Source organism: Microbacterium sp. MEJ108Y (genome assembly GCF_000834175.1).
GTDB classification, from domain to species: domain Bacteria; phylum Actinomycetota; class Actinomycetes; order Actinomycetales; family Microbacteriaceae; genus Microbacterium; species Microbacterium forte.
On sequence record NZ_JXQX01000030.1, the window covers coordinates 33,091 to 50,607 of the forward strand.

Here is a 17,517-nt window from a genome sequence, read left to right on the forward strand (position 1 = left end):
CCGTTTCTCCGGTCGCAACCGGCGAGGCATCCAGGTCGCGGGTGAAAGGATTGACGTATGCCGTCGAATCCCGCGAACCGTGAGTCGTCCCGAGCCGAGCCCGCCACGCTGGCAGCCCGCGCGGCCACGCGCCACATCGTCGTCATCGGCGGTGGCATCGGGGGGCTGATCGCGGCTCGCGAATGCGTCAAGGTCGGCATGCACGTCACCGTGCTCGAGGCGGCGGATGCCGTCGGCGGCGCGATCCGTCAGGCCGAGATCGACGGCGTCGTCGTGGATGCCGGGGCGGAGAGCTACGCGACGCGGGGCGGACGGGTGCGAGCGCTCCTCAACGAACTCGGCCTCACCGATCGCATCGTCGCCCCCGCGGCGGGCAGCGCCTGGCTCGCGGGCATCCCCGGCGTCGGGGCCGCGCCGCTGCCGGTCGGCGGCATCCTCGGCATCCCGAGCAACCCGTTCCAAGAGGACGTGCGCCGCATCATCGGCTGGTCGGGAGTGTGGCGTGCCTACCTCGACCGCGTGCGCCCGCCCCTCACGATCGGCCACAGCCAGAGCCTCGGCAAGCTGGTGTCCTCGCGCATGGGCGTCAAGGTGCGAGACCGGCTGGTGGCTCCGGTGACGACGGGCGTGTACTCCGCATCACCCGAAGACGTCGATGTCGACATCGCTGCGCCCGGGCTCAACGCCGCCCTCACGCGCGTCGGTTCTCTGTCGGGTGCTGTGCAGGCTCTGCGTGACGAGAGCGCGGCGCGGGCGGCGCAGGCGGCTGCGGCGCAGGCGCCCGGTGCGGCCGTGGAAGGCATCGCCGGCGGCATGATGGTGTTGGTCGAGGCACTGGTCGCCGACATCGAGAAGCTCGGCGGCGTCGTCCGCACGGGCGTGCGGGTGTCTGAGATCGCGCAGTCGGCTGCGAGCTGGACGGTGCGTGCCGAAGGGCGAGCGCTCGCGGATTCGGATGCCGATGCGGAGTCGGCCACGGAGGCCCTCGAGTTCAGCGCCGACGGCGTGGTGCTGGGCACCTCGGAGGCGGTGGCGCGGCGTCTGCTCGAGAACATCGCACCCGCACTCGCCGAGACCACGGCGGCGGATGCGCCCGAGATCGAGATCGTCACGCTGCTGCTGCGGGCCTCCGCACTGCAGGGTGCTCCTCGGGGAACGGGCGTCCTCACAGTTCCAGGAAGCCACACAGCGAAGGCGCTCACGCACTCGACGGCGAAGTGGGAATGGCTCAGGGCCGCCGCCGGTGATCGGCATCTGGTGCGCGTCTCCTTCGGCGCTCAGGGAGAACCGGCCGCCACCGCAGGCCTCGACGATGACGCGACCGCTCAACTCGCGCTCCGTGAGGCATCCGCTCTTCTCGGCGTTCCGCTCGCCCCTGGCGATCTCATCGGTGCGCACCGTTCGCGTTTCGTCCAGTCGCAGCCCGCGTCGATCATCGGCTCGGGCGAGCGGCGGGAGGCGGCGCGCGCGGCCATCCAGGCCGTTCCCGGCCTCGCGGCGGTGGGTGCGTGGCTCGCCGGCACCGGACTCGCGCAGGTGATCCCCGATGCGCGCGAGGAAGCCGATCGGCTGCGGCGCTCTCTGATCTGGGACTGACACGCGTGGCGTGGGGCTGAGTTCCGGGCGCGGTCGAGAGCGTGACGCGCACCCTGAGGTCAACCCGAAAGTCGCCCTGCTGTCAACCCTCTGCCTGACAGATGCCGAAATCGGCATACGGGGCTACGCTGGACACCTGGCAGGCGGCTCCGTGTCGTCGGTTCGCCCCAGGCGTTCACACCGGAACAACGTGAGGAGACCCCATGAAGGGGAAGATCGGACTCGTCGTAGGAATCGGCGTGGGATACGTACTCGGAACGCGCGCAGGACGCGAGCGCTACGAGCAGATCAAGACGCAGTGGCTGAAGGTCTGGAACCTCGACCCCGTGCAGGATCAGGTCGACAAGGTCAAGGGCTACGTCGGCGACAAGGCCGCAGCAGTGCCCGGTGCGATCTGGACCGGCGTGCAGAAGGTCGTCAAGTCGGCCAGCGGCGGCGACAAGACCGCAGGTCAGCGACTCGACTCCGCTGTCGCTGCCGGACGCAAGGCCGCTGACGACATCGTCGACGCCACCGAAGACGCTGTCGAAGAGGTCAAGGACGCCGCGAAGAAGGACGACGCGAAGAAGCCCGCGGCCAAGAAGCCGGCATCCTCGCGCTCCACCGCCGCGAAGTCTGGCAGCTGACATGCCCCGCGGATACCGCGATCGTGCCGAGGACAGCCTGCTGTCCCTGATCGGCGATCTTCCCGAGCTCATCAGCAACCTCGTGAAGGCCGAGATCAACGCGGCCAAGACCTGGATCTCGAAGACGGCGAAGGATGCCGGAATCGGCTCCGTCTGGTTCCTCGTCGCGCTCTTCTTCCTGTTCTGGGCCGTGCCGGTGATCCTGGTCTTCGCGATCGCCGGGCTGTCGTCGTGGTGGCCGGTCTGGCTCTCCGCGCTGGCAGTGTTCGGAATCCTGATCCTCGCCGTGCTGCTGTTCGCGCTGCTCGGCATCCTGAAGTTCCGCAAGGTGCTCGCTCGGAAGAACCCCGCCCAGGCGGTGGGCGAGGACATCAGACTCGTGAAGGAAGCCGGCTATGACGAACTCTGAGATCACGAGGCCGCTGCCCAAGACGGCTGTCCCCGCAGGGATCGTCGATCCGGTGCAGTCCGCCCGCGCCGAGCTCAAGGCCGCGCTCGCGGCGATCGAGGTCAAGGGCAACTTCCCTCGGCGGATCGACAAGGCATCGAAGCGCGCTGCGGCGAAGGCGCGGGTCTTCGCCGACCGCAACCCAGCCGCCGCCATCGCCGGAGCGGTGGGAGTCGCCGTGATCGTGGGCGGAGCCGTCTGGGCGATCGCCCGCGCGCTTTCTCGCTGACCGGAGGCGCATCCTCCCATCCTGACTCGCGTTCGCGAGTGATTCACAAAGGGGGCAGACTGGATCCATGTCCGATGCACGCGAAGAGAACCCGTCCGGCTTCACCCTCTGGGCCGTCTGGCGACGAAACCCCGATGTCGCGGTCACCGAGTCCGACTCCACGGAACTCGAGACGATCGTCTCCTACATCGAGGATTCCGGAGTCACGGTCCGCGGCTTCTACGACGTCTCGGGCCTGAAGGCCGACGCCGACCTGCTGGTGTGGCTGCACGGGGACACTGCGGAAGATCTTCAGAAGGCCCTGCGGCGCCTGCGGCGCACCGAGCTGCTGCGCACTCTGCTTCCTGTGTGGAACGTCATGGGCGTGCATCGGGATGCCGAGTTCAACCGTGCGCACGTGCCCGGGTTCCTCCGCGGTGTCGAGCCGAAGGACTGGCTGTGCCTCTACCCGTTCGTCCGCACGCCCGAGTGGTATCTCGCACCGGAGGAGGAGCGTCGCAAGATGCTCGCCGATCACGGTCGCAAGGGCGCTGCCTTCAAGGGAGTCATCGCCAACACGGTCGCCGCATTCGCTCTGGGTGACTACGAGTGGATCCTGCCGCTCGAAGCCGACGAGGTCACCGAGCTGGTCGACCTCATGCGTGACCTGCGCTACACCGACGCGCGTCTCTACGTGAAGGAGGAGATCCCGTTCTACACGGGCCGTCGCCTCCGGTTCGACGAGATCGCGGACGTGCTGCAGTAGGTCGACGATGAGCACTCAGAGTCACACTGCCGTCCCGATCCGACTGGGCACTCGCCGCAGCGCGCTCGCGCAGGCGCAGTCGGGTCATGTCGCCGCCGCCCTAGAGAAGATCTCGGGGCGCCCCGTCGAGCTCGTGCCGATCACCAGCGAGGGCGACACGAATCGTGCGTCGCTGTCGGAGATCGGCGGCCAGGGCATCTTCGCCACGCGTCTGCGTGAGGCGCTGCTCGCGGGGGAGTGCGACATCCTCGTGCATTCGCTCAAAGACCTTCCCACCGCGATCCCCGAGGGGCTTGTCATCGCCGCCACTCCGGTGCGTGAGGACGCGCGCGATGTCGCGATCACGCGCGGGGGCACGCCGCTGCACGAGCTGCGCACCGGCAGCAAGGTCGGCACGGGGTCACCTCGCCGCATCGCGCAGGTGCACCGCAGGGCTCCGCACGCGGAGGTCGTCGACATCCGCGGCAACGTCGACTCGCGTCTGCAGCGGGTCGCGTCGGGTGAGCTGGACGCCGTCATCCTCGCTGCCGCCGGCCTTTCGCGCCTCGGCACCGACTCGCCGCTTCGCCGTGAGGAGCTGGGGCTGTCCGAATGGCCGACCGCACCGGGTCAGGGTTCGCTCGCGGTCGAGACCCGGTCCGATGCTCCGGCTGAGCTCCTCGCCGCGCTCGCCGAACTCGACGACCACGACACTCGGCTGGCCATCACGGTCGAGCGCGGGATTCTGGAAGGACTCGACTCCGGATGCCAGGCGCCGATGGCCGCTCATGCGGTCGTGGACGGCGATGAGATCCGCGTCAGGACGGTCGTTTACTCGACCGACGGCGGTCGTCGGATCGGCCTCGACGTCACGGAGAGTCTGAACGGGGAGTATATTCGTCGGAACGGCAGCGGCAATGGAGCGGACGCTGCCGGTGGTGCAGACCCGATGCGCACAGCACGCGAGTTCGGGTTGTCTGTCGCCCATCGGCTGCTCGAGCAAGGGGCGGCCGACCTCGTCTCCCGAGAGCATTCCTCATCATGACCAATTCGAAGCAGGACCGACCGCTGGACGGCTGGCGCATCCTCGTACCCCGTGGAGGCCCGTGGGGCGACGGCGTCGCCGCCAGTCTCCGTTCCCGGGGAGCGGTGCCCGTCGTCGCGCCGCTGATCAACTTCGCGGCCACCACAGATCAGGCCGCGCTCGACGTGGCGCTCACCCGCCTGGCTGCCGGAGAGTACGACTGGTTGACGGTGACCAGTGCGACGACCGTCGACGTGATGTTCGCGCACCGCGCTGTGGTGCCGCGTCGTACGAAGATCGCGGCAGTCGGAGAGACGACCGCAGCCGCTCTGCAGGCCGTCGGGTATGAAGTCGCGATGGTGCCGGATGAAGACAATTCGGCCGCGGGCATGGCCGAGCAGCTCATCGCCCTCGAGGCCGAGCCGCGTCGCATCCTGGCTCTGCGCAGCGAGATCGCGAAGCCCGTGCTCAGCGTCCTTCTGCAGGAGGCCGGTCACGACGTCGACAGCGTCGTCGCCTACCGGACCGTCGGCGTGCCGGTCACCGACCGCATCAAGCGCGACGTCGAGAACGGACGCATCAACGCGATCCTGATCACGAGCGGTTCGGTCGCCGAGCAGGTGCGCGAGCAGTTCCCGCTGATCCCCGATGAGACGCTGCTGGCTGCGATCGGTCCGCGGACTGCGAAGGATGCCGACAAGGCAGGTCTTCCGATCACGGTCGTCGCCGATCGTCAGACGGTCGACGCGCTCATCGATGCCGTGTCGAGCCACACCCTCCCGCACGCGGCGGACGAGCTGGCGCCGTGAGCTTCCCCGACGTCCGACTGCGCCGACTGCGGCAGTCCCCTGCCGTCAGGGGTCTGGTGCGTGAGACCTCCCTCGAGCCGCGGCAGCTGGTGCTCCCGCTGTTCGTCCGTGAGGGACTCACCGAGGCCGCCCCCATCGGGTCGATGCCCGGAGTCGCGCAGCATTCGCTCGATTCTCTGCGTGCCGCCGCCACCGAGGCCGCCGAGGCGGGTGTCGGCGGTGTGATGCTGTTCGGAGTCCCCGCAGTCAGAGACGCGCAGGGCTCGGGTGCCGACGATCCCAAAGGCATCCTGAACGTCGCCACCGAGGTGCTCGCGGCCGAGGTCGGGGACGCCCTCGTGGTGCAGACCGACCTGTGCCTCGACGAGTTCACCGACCACGGGCACTGCGGCGTGCTCGCGCCTGACGGCACCGTCGACAACGACGCGACGCTCGAACGCTACGCGTCGATGGCCCTGGCTCAGGCTCGGGCGGGCTCTCAGCTGCTCGGCCTCTCGGGAATGATGGACGGCCAGGTCGCCGTCATCCGCGAGGCGCTCGATTCCGAGGGCTTCACCGACACCCTGCTTCTCGCCTACGCCGCGAAGTATGCGAGCGCGTTCTACGGTCCGTTCCGTGAGGCCGTGGATTCGCAGCTGAAGGGCGACCGTCGCACGTACCAGCTCGACCCCGGCAACCGCCGCGAGGGCGTGCGGGAGGCTGTCGTCGACGAGGAGGAGGGTGCGGACATCGTCATGGTGAAACCCGCCATGGCCTTCCTCGACGTGCTGCGTGAGGTGCGAGACACCGTGCACATTCCGGTGTGGGCATATCAGGTGTCCGGCGAGTACGCGATGATCGAGGCCGCTGCCGCGAACGACTGGATCGATCGCCGCGCGTCGATCCTCGAGTCGCTGCTGTCGATCCGCCGCGCTGGCGCAGATGTCGTCCTGACGTACTGGGCGACAGAAGCCGCTCGCTGGCTGCGCCCCTGATCGCGCTCCGTCGACTCGGCGAGGTCGTCTGAGTCCCTCCCTCAGGTCTGCGGACTAGCCTAGAGGGGATGCCGGGAGAGCTCCGTGCATCGCTGAGGAGTGTGCTGTGACCGACCGCAATGATGACCTGTTCTCCGCTGCCCGCACGGTGATCCCCGGTGGTGTGAACTCGCCCGTGCGCGCATACGGTTCGGTCGGGGGCACGCCGCGCTTCCTCGCATCGGCCGCGGGTGCGACGGTGACCGATGCCGCAGGCAACGAGTACGTCGACCTCGTCGCGTCGTGGGGTCCGGCCCTGCTCGGCCATGCGCAGCCTGAGGTCGTCGCCGCCGTGCAGGAGGCGGCGACTCGAGGACTCTCGTTCGGCGCCCCGACCGAGGGCGAGGTCGAACTCGCTCAGCTGATCGCAGATCGTGTGCGGTTCGGGGAGACCCGGCCCATCGAGCGAGTGCGGCTCGTCTCGACCGGCACAGAAGCGACGATGACCGCGATCCGCCTTGCCCGCGGTGCCACCGGGCGCGACCTGCTGGTCAAGTTCGCCGGCCACTACCACGGTCACTCCGACGGTCTCCTCGCCGCGGCCGGTTCCGGCGTCGCGACTCTCGCTCTGCCCGGCTCCGCGGGGGTGCCCGCGCCGATCGCCGCACAGACCCTCGTGATCGACTACAACGACCCGGGCGCGCTCGAGGCCGTCTTCGCCGAGCACGGTCCGCGCATCGCCGCGGTGATCGTCGAGGCCGCAGCCGCGAACATGGGTGTGGTTCCGCCGCTGCCAGGGTTCAACCGGCTGCTGGCCGAGACCGCACACGCTCATGGCGCGCTGTTGATCCTCGATGAGGTGCTGACGGGCTTCCGCGTGCACCCCGCAGGCTTCTGGGGGCTCCAGGCCGCGGCCGGCGAGGACTACCTGCCCGACATCTTCACGTTCGGCAAGGTCGTCGGCGGAGGAATGCCCCTGGCCGCTCTCGGTGGACGCGCTGAGGTCATGGACCTGCTGGCACCTCTCGGCCCGGTCTACCAGGCTGGCACGCTCTCGGGCAACCCGCTGTCGGTCGCCGCCGGCCTGGCGACTCTGAGGCTCGCGACCCCTGAGGTCTATGCGACCGTCGATGCCGCCGCAGCCAGGGTCTCTGGCGCCCTGGACGCCGCTCTCGCGGACGCAGGTGTCACCCACGCCGTCGCGCACGCGGGAAACCTCTTCAGCGCTTCGTTCCGCGCTTCAGCGCCTCGCAACTATGCCGAGGCCCAGGCCCAGGAGTCGTTCCGGTACGCGCCGTTCTTCCACGCGATGCGCGAGCAGGGCGTCGCGCTGCCTCCGAGCGTGTTCGAGGCCTGGTTCCTGACAGCCGCGCACGGCGAGGAAGAGCTTCAGCGCATCGAAGCGGCGCTCCCGATCGCGGCCGAGGCTGCTGCCCGCGCACAGGCGTAAGCTGCACGATCCCGCCTCATGCCGGGCGTGAGTGCTTTGCGTGAGGCACGTGCGCGTCGCGCGAAGCGTGTGTGTATCGCGTGAGGCGCGTCTGCGTCGACTGAGTCGTGTGTGCCGCTCGAGATTCGACGGACTACGGCGTGATCAACGTCAGACGAACATGACTCGTCGTGACGGTGAGTCCCTATAGGTGCGGCCGAGTGGGCTGAACCAGTCGATCGTGCCGTCGGGAAGCTGCTGCGCCGTCCAACGATGGTCGTCAGCGACGTCTGGATGCTTGAGAGAGTGGTGCCGCGCGCACAGATGGGCGAGGTTGTGGATCTCCGTCCGCCCGCCCTTGGCATGATCGAAAGTGTGATCGATCTGGCATCGATGCGCCGGCATCCTGCAGCCGGGGAATCGGCAGTGTTGATCTCGCGCACGGAGGAACCGCCGCATGGGTTCTGTCGGCCGGTAGGTGTCGGTCTCGACGACAAGTCCGGTCGGATCGAGGAACAACCGGGACCATCCGCCGTTGCGGCCCGCGAGATCGCGGGCGATATCGGGGTGCAGCGGCCCGTGTCCGTCGAGCTGCGCGGGGCGATGGTCGCACCCCGCGAGCGTGGTCGCGGCGACTGCGACATGGATGCGCCCCTGGATGTTGTCGAGTCCTGAGCCGTTTGCCGCGCTCGGATCGGAGGCGAGCAGGAGGTCGATCAGCAGATCTACCCGCACCTGATCGATCGTGCGGGTGTCGGACGGGATGTGTTCGACCGTGGGGCCGGTCGGATCGGTTGTGAAAGTCCCGTCGCCGAAGATCGCATAATCGTCACGCGACGGGTCGTCTTGCGCGATGTCGTCCGGATAGATCGGATTCTCGCCGTCGTCCATCGGATCGAGCGTCGGCTCACGGTCGTTCCGCCCGGCGATGACGACGTGCGCGAGTCGGGTGAGTCGGTCGAGGATCGCCGTCGCGAGATGCTCGGGGAGCACGACTGTCAGCGCACACAGACCGTCTCCTGCCGGGCGTACGGTGACTGTGCGCTCCGACTTCGAGCGCGCATGGCGCTCGGCGACCGTGGAGCCTGCCAGGACGGCGGCCAGCTCGCGCAGGTGCGCTCGTGTTCGTGCAGGGGTCTCCCGCTCGGCCACGATGACCGCGACCGTGTCGTACAGCGGCAGCACATCGGCATCCGCTCGCCCGTTGTTGACCGCCTCCCGGACCACTCCTGCGGCCCGCACGATCTCGCGGACATGCGCCGCCGTGATGCGGCCGGCCCTGAAAGCCGAACGCACACCAGGGTGGCTGGCGGCGAGGAAGCCGGCATCGGTGAACGCGTATTCGACGCTGCCCTGAGTGAGGCGGCCCGCCGCGGAGTACTCCGCGATCATCGACCTGTGGATGGCGTCGCGGTGGAACGGGTTCTCGTCGGAGTCAGACCGGCTCAGGCGCATCCGCTCGGCAAGAAGATCGGACGCCTCGGCTTCGAGGCGTGCGATCTGTCGCCGCTTCTCGACCCACGAGTCGAGCAGCGCAGCGCGTTGCTCGAGGTCGGAATCGGTGGCGGATGTCATGCCCCGACTCTAGTAGATTTGTTCGAAGGTCGAGCAGAACATCGGAATGGAAGAAGGTGGAATCGTGGGAACCGACAACGGATCGTTGCCTTCCTGTGAACAAGACACAGACATCTGGAAGGGTGCCGCTGGCAGACTGGACGCATGGTGACGTTGCTGCTGGACCAGACGCAACTCGAGATCGTGCTCTCGCCGATCGAACGTGCGGCGAGCTTCCACCGCGACAATGTGAGGCTCGTGCGCGACACCATCACCAAGGTCCAGCTGATCGACGACGCATGGACCTGGTTGCGTGGCGTGCCGAATCCGGGAACGCACATCCCCGGAGTGCTCGCCGCCGGAACGTGGAAGGCTGCGGGCAGCGTCGACTTCGTCCTCATCCGCCGCCGACGTCCCAGCGTCGTCATCGACCTCTCCGGTGACGAGCAGTACCGACGACTGATCCTCACGACGAAGCACGGCCTCGCTCTGACCCAGGCGCTCCGACTCGACGTGTCGGATGAACCGGCAGACGTCGAGGAGATCGTGGCCACATCGCCCACGCCGGTGTCGAAGGGGAGTCGCCGTCCGGTGATCCGCCCACGGCCCGCCTGAGCGATCCGAGAACGAGCGAACGCCCTCCGCAGCCTCACGGCGCGGAGGGCGTTCGCGTCGGTGCCCTCGAGTGGTGACCTCAGGGCCGGTCGTGCTCGCCCTCGTGGTGCTCGTGGTGCTCGCCCTCGTGCTGCTCGTGGTGCTGGCCCTCGTGGTGCTCGTGGTGCTCGCCATCGCGACCGTCGTTCGCCTCGGGAGCGGCATCCGCCTCTGTCTCCGCCTCTGCTGAGGCGTCGACTTCTCCGAGCGGGTAGTCCTTGGGCTCGTCCTCGTAGTACGCGCGTGCAGCGGCGGCGAGCATCGAGGTGACGGCAGCCGAACGAGGGTCGTCGTCGCCAGACGCTTCAGCCGTCGCGTCATCCGACGACTCGTCGGAATCGTGCGACTCGTCGGACTCGTGTGCCTCGGCGAAGAACTCGACTCCGGAGTGCTCGCCGGTGCCGTCTTCGTTCGCAGTCGGGTCTGTCGCGTCAGGGACGTGACCGTCGGTGTCGTCGCTGACGCGGGCGTCGGTGTCGTCGGCGGCATGAGCGTCCGGCGCGTCGGCCGGGGCGGTGCCGAAGAGGATGTCGTCGAACGACGGCTGGGCGTTCGCCGCTTCGGTGTCCGCGGGCGTCTGCGGCTCGGTCGATCCACCTGCCGGGTCATCATCGCCGTGGGCGTCCTCGCGGCCCGCATGCGCGGCCTCCGACGCGACGTCGGCCGCATCTTCCGCGTCGTTCGCATCCGAGGCATCGGCCGCATAGCGGAGCTCTGCCGCGGCGTACTCGACGTCACGAGCAGCATCCGCCGCATCAGCCGCGTCGTCGGCCTCGGCATCCGCCGCTTCGGCCTCTGCGCGGGCGGCGTCGGCCGCGTCCGCATCGGATTCGGAGAGAACCGACGCATCCGCATCGGTCGCAGCTGCATCGGACTCGGATACATCGGACCCCGCGACATCCTGAGCCTGAAGGGTCTCGGAATCGGCGTGGTCGGAGTCGGCCACGTCCGACGACTCGGATGGCGTCGCGGAATCGACGACAGGCGCTCCGGCATCCGCGACCGGCGCTGCGGAATCGACCGGCGCGGCGGTGATGGCCTGCGGCGCGAGCCTGCCGCCGCGGACGAGCTCGATGAAGACGTCCTCGAGAGTGGGGCCGCGCTGCACCAGGGTGGCGAGGGCGATGCCGGCCGATGCCGCGATGGCGCCGACGGCTCCCGCGTTGCTGCCGCGAACCGTGAGACCCGATCGGAGGACCTCGACCTCGAGGCCCGCTGCCGAGAGCGCGGACTTCAGTGCGGCACGATCCGCCGCGTCGACCACGACCGAACCGGCAGAAGGGTCGGCGAGCGTCTCGATGCCGCTCGAGAGAACGAGCTGGCCCTTCGAGAGCACGAGCACGTGGTCTGCGACCTGTTCGATCTCGCTCAGCACGTGCGAGGAGACGAGAACCGTGCGGCCCTCGTCGGCGAGGCGGCGCAGAAGGAGGCGGATCCAGCGGATGCCCTCAGGGTCGAGGCCGTTGGCCGGCTCGTCGAAGACCAGAGCGCCGGGGTCGCCGAGCAGCGCGTGTGCCACGCTCAGCCGCTGACGCATTCCGAGCGAGAAGCTGCCGATGCGACCTTCGGCCTCGTGCTCGAGACCGACCAGCGAGAGGACCTCGTCGACACGCGAGAGCGGGATGCCGTTGGCCTTGGCAGCGATCGTCAGCTGGCGTGAGGCCGAGCGGCGAGGGCGATACGCGGTCTCCTCCAGGACGGAACCGATCGTGCGCAGCGGGTGACGCAGCTCTGCATGCGAGACTCCGCCGATCGTGGCGGTGCCGCTCGTGGCGCGCACCTGGCCGAGGAGGATGCGCAGGGTGGTGGTCTTGCCGGCGCCGTTCGGGCCGAGGAAAGCGGTCACGACACCGGGCTCGACTCGCGCGGAGAAGTCGGACACCGCCGTCACGTCGTTGAAGCGCTTCGTGACGTGCGTGAACTCGAGCACCTGTCCGTCGGGCATCTGCGACCTCTCGTTGCAGTGGGCAGTTCTGTCTATCCTGCCGGAAAAGCCGCAGGATCGTGCATTTACCCTACGAACGCGGCCGGATGCAAGGGTCCGTCGAGCGGGTAGCCTGGCACCCGTGACCGAATCCAGCGCCGCTTCCCGGGTCCTCGTCCGCGCCGAAGGGGCCCTCGGCAGGCTGACCCTGAACCGGCCGGAAGCGATCAACGCGCTCGACCCCGGGATGATCCAGCAGCTGACCGAGGCCCTCGAGCGTTGGCGCGACGACACCGATGTGCAGATCGTCGTCATCGACGGCGCGGGCGAGCGAGGCATGTGCGCGGGGGGAGACGTTCGCGCACTGCATGGGCAGATCGTGGCCGGACGCACTGAGGAGACCGCCGAGTTCTTCCGCGCCGAGTACGCGTTGAACGCGATGATCGCCGAGTACCCGAAGCCCATCGTCTCCATCGCCGACGGCATCACGATGGGCGGCGGCGTCGGCCTGTCGGGTCACGCGGCCATCCGCATCGTCACCGAGCGTTCCCAGCTGGCGATGCCCGAGACGCGCATCGGATTCACCCCCGACGTCGGCGGCACGTGGCTGCTGGGGCGGATGCCAGGGCGATTCGGGGAGTACTTCGGACTCACGGGCTCGACGATGAACGGAGCGGATGCGGTGCTGCTCGGCTTCGCCGACCACTTCGTGCCGTCCGATCGGCTCGATGCGCTGCGCGAGGCGCTGGCCTATCGTGCCGACCCGACGGGGCCGGCCGAGATCGTGCTGCTGTTCGACGAGACCCCCGAGCCGTCTGCGCTCCCGGCGTCACGCGATTGGATCGACCGCGCGTTCTCGTCCGACACGATCGCGGAGACCGTGTCGCGGCTCCGCGCCGAGGAGGCTGCGGATGCCGCGACGACCGCGGACCTGCTCGAGAGCCTGGCGCCGACCGGACTCGCCGTCACCCTCGACGCCGTCAGGGAGGCACGTGGACTCCCGAACCTGCGCGCCGCTCTCGAGGGCGAGTACCGCCGCGTGATGTGGTTCGTGACGCAGCATCCCGATCTGGTCGAGGGCATCCGCGCGCAGGTCGTCGACAAGGACCGCAATCCGAAGTGGAACCCGGCGACCATCGCCGAGCTCCCATCGGATGCCGGTGCTGAGGCTCGGGATTTCGTGCCCGAACGCTCGCTCTTCTGAGGTATCTCGATATATCTGCGGTTGTTCGCCGCGGTGCATAAACCGCTGGCCGCGGGCCAAATGGTTCGCTGTCAGCGAAGGTCCGCCCATCGGGGGATACGAATGTCCGAAGTTCATGCCACTCTTGCTTGTGCGCGATCGTCGGCCTGCGTCCGCCCGTCGGGAGATCCGCCGATTCATCCTTCCTAGAAAGTCCGCCTGTGCTGGGAAAAATCCTCCTCCGTTATCTCGCCCGCTATAAATGGCTGCTCGCGGCCGTCCTGGTGTTCCAGTTCGCCAGCGCGCTCGCCACCCTCTACCTCCCGCGCCTGAACGAAGACATCATCAACAAGGGCGTCGCCCAGTCGGACACCGACTACATCTGGCGCACCGGGCTCTTCATGCTCGCCGTCTCGCTCGGGCAGATCATCGCCTCGGTCATCGCCACCTACTTCGCCGCCCGCGCGTCCATGGGTGCGGGCCGCGACATCCGCGCCGACGTCTTCGCCAAGGTCAGCGGATTCTCCGAGCGCGAGGTGTCGCAGTTCGGTGCAGGCTCCCTCATCACGCGCAACACGAACGACGTGCAGCAGGTGCAGATGCTCGCGATGATGGGCGCCACCATGCTCGTCACCGCGCCGCTGCTCGCGATCGGCGGCATCATCTTCGCCGTGCAGACGAACATCGGTCTGAGCTGGCTCATCGCCGTGTCCGTGCCGCTGCTGCTGATCGTCGCCGGGCTCGTCGTCAGCCGCATGGTTCCGCTGTTCCGCAGCTACCAGGGCAAGCTCGACACCGTGAACCGCGTGCTGCGCGAGCAGCTCACCGGCGTGCGCGTCGTGCGGGCCTTCGTCCGGGAGAACATCGAAGAAGAGCGCTTCCGCGGAGCCAACACCGACATCATGGTGGTCGGCCGCAAGGTCGGCTCGCTGTTCGTGCTGCTGTTCCCGCTGTTCATGCTGATCCTCAACGTCACGATCGTGGCAGTCGTGTGGTTCGGCGGCATCGAGGTCAACAGCGGCACGGTGCAGGTCGGCACGATCTTCGCGTTCATGCAGTACATCGGTCAGATCATGGGCGGCGTCATCATGGCCAGCTTCATGGCGATCATGATCCCGCGCGCCGCGGTCTCGGCCGAGCGCATCGGCGAGGTCCTCGACACGCAGTCGAGCATGGAGCGTCCGGCGAACGGCGTCACCGACTTCCCGACGCCCGGCTCGGTCGCCTTCGACGACGTCGAGTTCACCTACCCCGGGGCCGACTCTCCCGTGCTCAAGGGCATCAGCTTCGCTGCAGAGCCCGGCGAGACCGTCGCGATCGTGGGGTCGACCGGTGCGGGCAAGACGACACTCGTGTCGTTGATCCCGCGACTCTTCGACGTCTCGGGCGGAGCCGTCCTCGTCGGCGGCACGGATGTCCGCGAGGCGGATGTCGAATCGCTGTGGGCGACGATCGGTCTCGTTCCGCAGCGCCCGTTCCTCTTCACCGGCACGGTGGCGTCGAACCTCCGCTACGGCAGAGAGGACGCGACCGACGAAGAGCTCTGGCATGCCCTCGAGATCGCACAGGGCCGCGACTTCGTCGAGGAGATGCCGCAGGGCCTCGAATCGCGCATCACCCAGGGCGGCACGAACGTCTCGGGCGGACAGCGACAGCGTCTGGCGATCGCCCGCGCGATCGTGCGTCAGCCGCAGATCCTGGTGTTCGACGACTCGTTCTCGGCTCTCGACCTCACCACCGACGCCCGATTGAGGCAGGCGCTATGGCGTGAGCTGCCGCACGTGACCAAGATCGTGGTCGCGCAGCGCGTCTCGTCCATCACCGATGCGAACCGCATCGTCGTGCTCGAAGGGGGCACCATGGTCGGCGTCGGCACGCACGAGGAGCTCCTCGAGACGAGCACCACGTACCGAGAGATCGTCGAATCGCAGCTGGGGGTGGACGCATGAGCGAGCAGAACACGCCCCAGACCCGCCGCGGTCGCGCAGCCAAGGCGACGGCCGCGACCACTGCGGTCGAGCCCGAGATGACCGAAGAAGAGAAGTACGAAGCCGAGCTCGCCGAGAAGGCGCGCCAGGACGGCGGCGGCTGGGACAGCGTCGCACCCGGCAAGGCCGACAACTTCGGCAAGAGCTTCGGTCGGATGATCGGGCTGCTCAAGCCGTCGGCCGTGTGGTTCATCCTCGTGTCGATCGCCGGCGCCGTCGGCGTCGTGCTGACGGTCGCCGCGCCGAAGGTGCTCGGTGAGGCCACGAACCTGATCTACAAGGGCTTCATCTCGGTGCAGCTCGCGCAGGCGAACGGGGACTTCCCCGGATTCCCCGCCGGCACCCCGCAGGACGATGTCGTCGCCGCGCTCCGTCAGGGCGGGCAGGACGACTTCGCCAACCAGGTCGAGGCTCTCGGCAGCTTCAGGGTCGGTGACGGAGTCGACTTCGACGCGCTGCGCTGGGTCATCATCGCCGTGCTGGCGATCTACATCACCGCCGCCTTCCTCAGCTGGCTCCAGGGCTACGTGATCAACGTCATCATGGTCCGCACCATGTGGCGCCTTCGCGAAGCGGTCGAGGCGAAGATCAACCGCCTGCCCCTGTCGTACTTCGACAAGGTGCAGCGCGGAGACCTGATCTCCCGTGTGACCAACGACATCGACAACATCACGCAGACCATGCAGCAGTCGCTGTCCGGTGCGATCACGGCCGTTCTCACCGTTGTGGGAGTGCTCGTGCTGATGTTCTCGATCTCGTGGCAGCTCGCGCTCGTCGCGCTGGTCGCGCTCCCGCTCATGGGTGTGATCTTCGGTGTCATCGGCCCTCGGTCGCAGAAGGCCTTCGGCACCCAGTGGCGCAAGGTCGGTCGCCTGAACGCCCGCGTCGAGGAGGCTTTCTCCGGCCACGCGCTGGTCAAGGTCTTCGGTCGCGAGCAGGATGCGCTGGAGAAGTTCAAGGACGAGAACGAGGAGCTGTTCCAGGCGAGCTTCAAGGCGCAGTTCCTCTCCGGCATCATCATGCCGGCGATGACCTTCGTCGGCAGTCTCACCTATGTGGGCATCGCCGTGCTCGGCGGTCTCATGGTCGCGAGCGGGCAGCTGCGTCTCGGAGACGTGCAGGCGTTCATCCAGTACTCGCAGCAGTTCACGCAGCCGCTGTCGGAGCTCGGTGGAATGGCCGCGGTCGTGCAGTCGGGAACGGCGTCGGCCGAGCGGGTGTTCGAGCTGCTCGACACCGAAGAGCAGGAGGCCGACGCCGCAGATGCTCCGAAGCTCGCCGACGGCAAGGGCGTCGTGGAGTTCGAGAACGTCGCGTTCTCGTACACGCCCGAGCGTCCGCTCATCAGAGACCTCTCTTTCCGGGTCGAGCCCGGTCAGACGGTCGCGATCGTCGGTCCGACCGGAGCGGGCAAGACGACGCTCGTCAACCTGATCATGCGGTTCTACGAACTGAACGGCGGGCGGATCCTGCTCGACGGTCAGGACATCTCCGAGGTCACGCGCGAGCAGCTGCGCTCACGCACCGGCATGGTGCTGCAGGACCCGTGGCTGTTCGCCGGCAGCATTCGCGAGAACATCCGATACGGACGCTCCACGGCGACCGACGACGAGGTTCTCGAGGCGGCGAAGGCGACGTATGTCGATCGCTTCGTGCGCTCCCTCCCCGAGGGCTACGACACGGTGCTCGACGAGGACGCGTCGAACGTCTCGGCGGGTGAGCGTCAGCTGATCACGATCGCGCGAGCGTTCGTCGCTCAGCCGTCGATCCTGATCCTCGACGAGGCGACGTCGGCGGTCGACACCCGCACCGAGGTGCTGCTGCAGCACGCGATGGCGGCGTTGCGACAGGGACGCACCTCGTTCGTGATCGCTCACCGACTGTCGACGATCCGCGACGCGGACCTCATCCTCGTGATGGAACACGGCGACATCGTCGAGAAGGGCACGCACGACGCGCTCATCACGGCGCAGGGCGCGTACTGGCGCCTCTATCAGTCGCAGTTCGAGCAGGCGGCCACCGACATCGACGCAGAGGACGCACTCACGGGTTCGACCCCTGTCGTCGTCAGCGGCGACGCCGACGAAGCTGCGGCGGCGGCACAGGTCGGGGTCTCGGTGGGGGCGCAGGTTCCTGCCGCCGAAGCCGCTGCGGCACAGTCCGTCGTCGAACGCTCGGACGACGGGGGCCAGAAGGGCTGATCCGCACGACGGCCGATCCGCCCGACGGTCGATCCGTCCGACGGTCGATCCGTCCGACGGTCGATCCGCCCGACGGCCGACCCGCACGACGGTCGATCCGCACGACGGCCGACCCGCATGTCGGCCGAGAAGCAGAATGCCCCGACTCCCTTTCATCCGGGGGCGGGGCATTCTG

General features: G+C 68.2%; 15 protein-coding genes. 13 read left to right on the forward strand and 2 right to left on the reverse strand.

Features of this window, described 5'->3' with window-relative positions; translation table 11 throughout:
* Nucleotides 1-57: 57 nt before the first annotated feature.
* The 9 genes from hemG (at nt 58) to RU09_RS13300 (ending at nt 7,859) form a co-directional block, all read left to right on the forward strand.
* Nucleotides 58-1,596: a protoporphyrinogen oxidase gene (gene hemG / locus RU09_RS13260; protein ID WP_052492976.1), complete on the forward strand. Its 1,539-nt coding sequence runs from the start codon at nt 58-60 to the stop codon at nt 1,594-1,596.
* Between the two features lie 203 nt (nt 1,597-1,799).
* Nucleotides 1,800-2,222: a hypothetical protein gene (locus RU09_RS13265; RefSeq protein WP_042541310.1), complete on the forward strand. Its 423-nt coding sequence runs from the start codon at nt 1,800-1,802 to the stop codon at nt 2,220-2,222.
* A 1-nt stretch (nt 2,223) separates the two neighbouring features.
* Nucleotides 2,224-2,631: a phage holin family protein gene (locus RU09_RS13270; protein ID WP_042541312.1), complete on the forward strand. Its 408-nt coding sequence runs from the start codon at nt 2,224-2,226 to the stop codon at nt 2,629-2,631.
* Nucleotides 2,618-2,899, forward strand: coding sequence for a hypothetical protein (locus RU09_RS13275; RefSeq protein WP_042541313.1), 282 nt, complete (start codon nt 2,618-2,620; stop codon nt 2,897-2,899). Before RU09_RS13270 ends, RU09_RS13275 begins: the two co-directional genes overlap by 14 nt.
* A gap of 67 nt (nt 2,900-2,966) precedes the next feature.
* Nucleotides 2,967-3,644, forward strand: coding sequence for a hydrogen peroxide-dependent heme synthase (hemQ, locus tag RU09_RS13280; RefSeq protein ID WP_042541315.1), 678 nt, complete (start codon nt 2,967-2,969; stop codon nt 3,642-3,644).
* Nucleotides 3,645-3,651: 7 nt separating this feature from the next.
* Nucleotides 3,652-4,668, forward strand: a complete 1,017-nt coding sequence (hemC, locus tag RU09_RS13285; RefSeq protein ID WP_042541317.1) for a hydroxymethylbilane synthase — start codon at nt 3,652-3,654, stop codon at nt 4,666-4,668.
* On the forward strand, nt 4,665-5,456 hold the full coding sequence (locus RU09_RS13290; RefSeq protein ID WP_042541318.1) for a uroporphyrinogen-III synthase: 792 nt from the start codon (nt 4,665-4,667) through the stop codon (nt 5,454-5,456). Before hemC ends, RU09_RS13290 begins: the two co-directional genes overlap by 4 nt.
* Complete coding sequence (gene hemB / locus RU09_RS13295) at nt 5,453-6,430, forward strand: porphobilinogen synthase (protein WP_042541320.1); 978 nt, start codon at nt 5,453-5,455, stop codon at nt 6,428-6,430. Before RU09_RS13290 ends, hemB begins: the two co-directional genes overlap by 4 nt.
* Before the next feature lie 106 nt (nt 6,431-6,536).
* Nucleotides 6,537-7,859, forward strand: coding sequence for a glutamate-1-semialdehyde 2,1-aminomutase (locus RU09_RS13300; protein ID WP_042541321.1), 1,323 nt, complete (start codon nt 6,537-6,539; stop codon nt 7,857-7,859).
* A 150-nt stretch (nt 7,860-8,009) separates the two neighbouring features.
* On the opposite strand, the gene RU09_RS13305 is transcribed toward RU09_RS13300, so the two are convergent.
* Nucleotides 8,010-9,413: an HNH endonuclease signature motif containing protein gene (locus tag RU09_RS13305; RefSeq protein ID WP_042541322.1), complete on the reverse strand. Its 1,404-nt coding sequence runs from the start codon at nt 9,411-9,413 to the stop codon at nt 8,010-8,012.
* Nucleotides 9,414-9,557: 144 nt separating this feature from the next.
* On the opposite strand from RU09_RS13305, the gene RU09_RS13310 reads away from it, so the two are divergent.
* Complete coding sequence (locus RU09_RS13310) at nt 9,558-10,007, forward strand: hypothetical protein (protein ID WP_042541324.1); 450 nt, start codon at nt 9,558-9,560, stop codon at nt 10,005-10,007.
* A 79-nt stretch (nt 10,008-10,086) separates the two neighbouring features.
* Here RU09_RS13310 and RU09_RS18765 read toward each other — a convergent pair whose 3' ends face one another.
* Entirely contained in the window at nt 10,087-11,991 is a 1,905-nt protein-coding gene (locus RU09_RS18765; protein WP_082041132.1) for an ATP-binding cassette domain-containing protein, read from the reverse strand.
* Between the two features lie 121 nt (nt 11,992-12,112).
* Between RU09_RS18765 and RU09_RS13320 the strand changes: the two genes are divergently transcribed.
* The 3 genes from RU09_RS13320 to RU09_RS13330 all read left to right on the forward strand — a co-directional run bounded on the left by RU09_RS13320 (nt 12,113) and on the right by RU09_RS13330 (nt 17,342).
* The gene (locus RU09_RS13320; protein ID WP_042541325.1) at nt 12,113-13,174 is read left to right on the forward strand and encodes an enoyl-CoA hydratase/isomerase family protein; all 1,062 of its coding nucleotides are present in this window, start codon (nt 12,113-12,115) and stop codon (nt 13,172-13,174) included.
* 200 nt (nt 13,175-13,374) lie between these two features.
* Complete coding sequence (locus tag RU09_RS13325; protein WP_042541327.1) at nt 13,375-15,102, forward strand: ABC transporter ATP-binding protein; 1,728 nt, start codon at nt 13,375-13,377, stop codon at nt 15,100-15,102.
* Entirely contained in the window at nt 15,099-17,342 is a 2,244-nt protein-coding gene (locus RU09_RS13330; protein WP_052492977.1) for an ABC transporter ATP-binding protein, read from the forward strand. The genes RU09_RS13325 and RU09_RS13330 overlap by 4 nt, the downstream gene beginning before the upstream one ends.
* Nucleotides 17,343-17,517: the final 175 nt, after the last annotated feature.

What these genes read in the sequence shown, in the direction of transcription:
- RU09_RS18765 (WP_082041132.1), bottom strand. Translation starts at nt 11,991, where the DNA reads ATGCCCGACGGACAGGTGCTCGAGTTCACGCACGTCACGAAGCGCTTC.
- hemC (WP_042541317.1), top strand. Translation starts at nt 3,652, where the DNA reads ATGAGCACTCAGAGTCACACTGCCGTCCCGATCCGACTGGGCACTCGC.
- RU09_RS13310 (WP_042541324.1), top strand. Translation starts at nt 9,558, where the DNA reads ATGGTGACGTTGCTGCTGGACCAGACGCAACTCGAGATCGTGCTCTCG.
- RU09_RS13290 (WP_042541318.1), top strand. Translation starts at nt 4,665, where the DNA reads ATGACCAATTCGAAGCAGGACCGACCGCTGGACGGCTGGCGCATCCTC.
- RU09_RS13305 (WP_042541322.1), bottom strand. Translation starts at nt 9,413, where the DNA reads ATGACATCCGCCACCGATTCCGACCTCGAGCAACGCGCTGCGCTGCTC.
- hemG (WP_052492976.1), top strand. Translation starts at nt 58, where the DNA reads ATGCCGTCGAATCCCGCGAACCGTGAGTCGTCCCGAGCCGAGCCCGCC.
- RU09_RS13270 (WP_042541312.1), top strand. Translation starts at nt 2,224, where the DNA reads ATGCCCCGCGGATACCGCGATCGTGCCGAGGACAGCCTGCTGTCCCTG.
- RU09_RS13275 (WP_042541313.1), top strand. Translation starts at nt 2,618, where the DNA reads ATGACGAACTCTGAGATCACGAGGCCGCTGCCCAAGACGGCTGTCCCC.
- RU09_RS13265 (WP_042541310.1), top strand. Translation starts at nt 1,800, where the DNA reads ATGAAGGGGAAGATCGGACTCGTCGTAGGAATCGGCGTGGGATACGTA.
- RU09_RS13330 (WP_052492977.1), top strand. Translation starts at nt 15,099, where the DNA reads ATGAGCGAGCAGAACACGCCCCAGACCCGCCGCGGTCGCGCAGCCAAG.
- hemQ (WP_042541315.1), top strand. Translation starts at nt 2,967, where the DNA reads ATGTCCGATGCACGCGAAGAGAACCCGTCCGGCTTCACCCTCTGGGCC.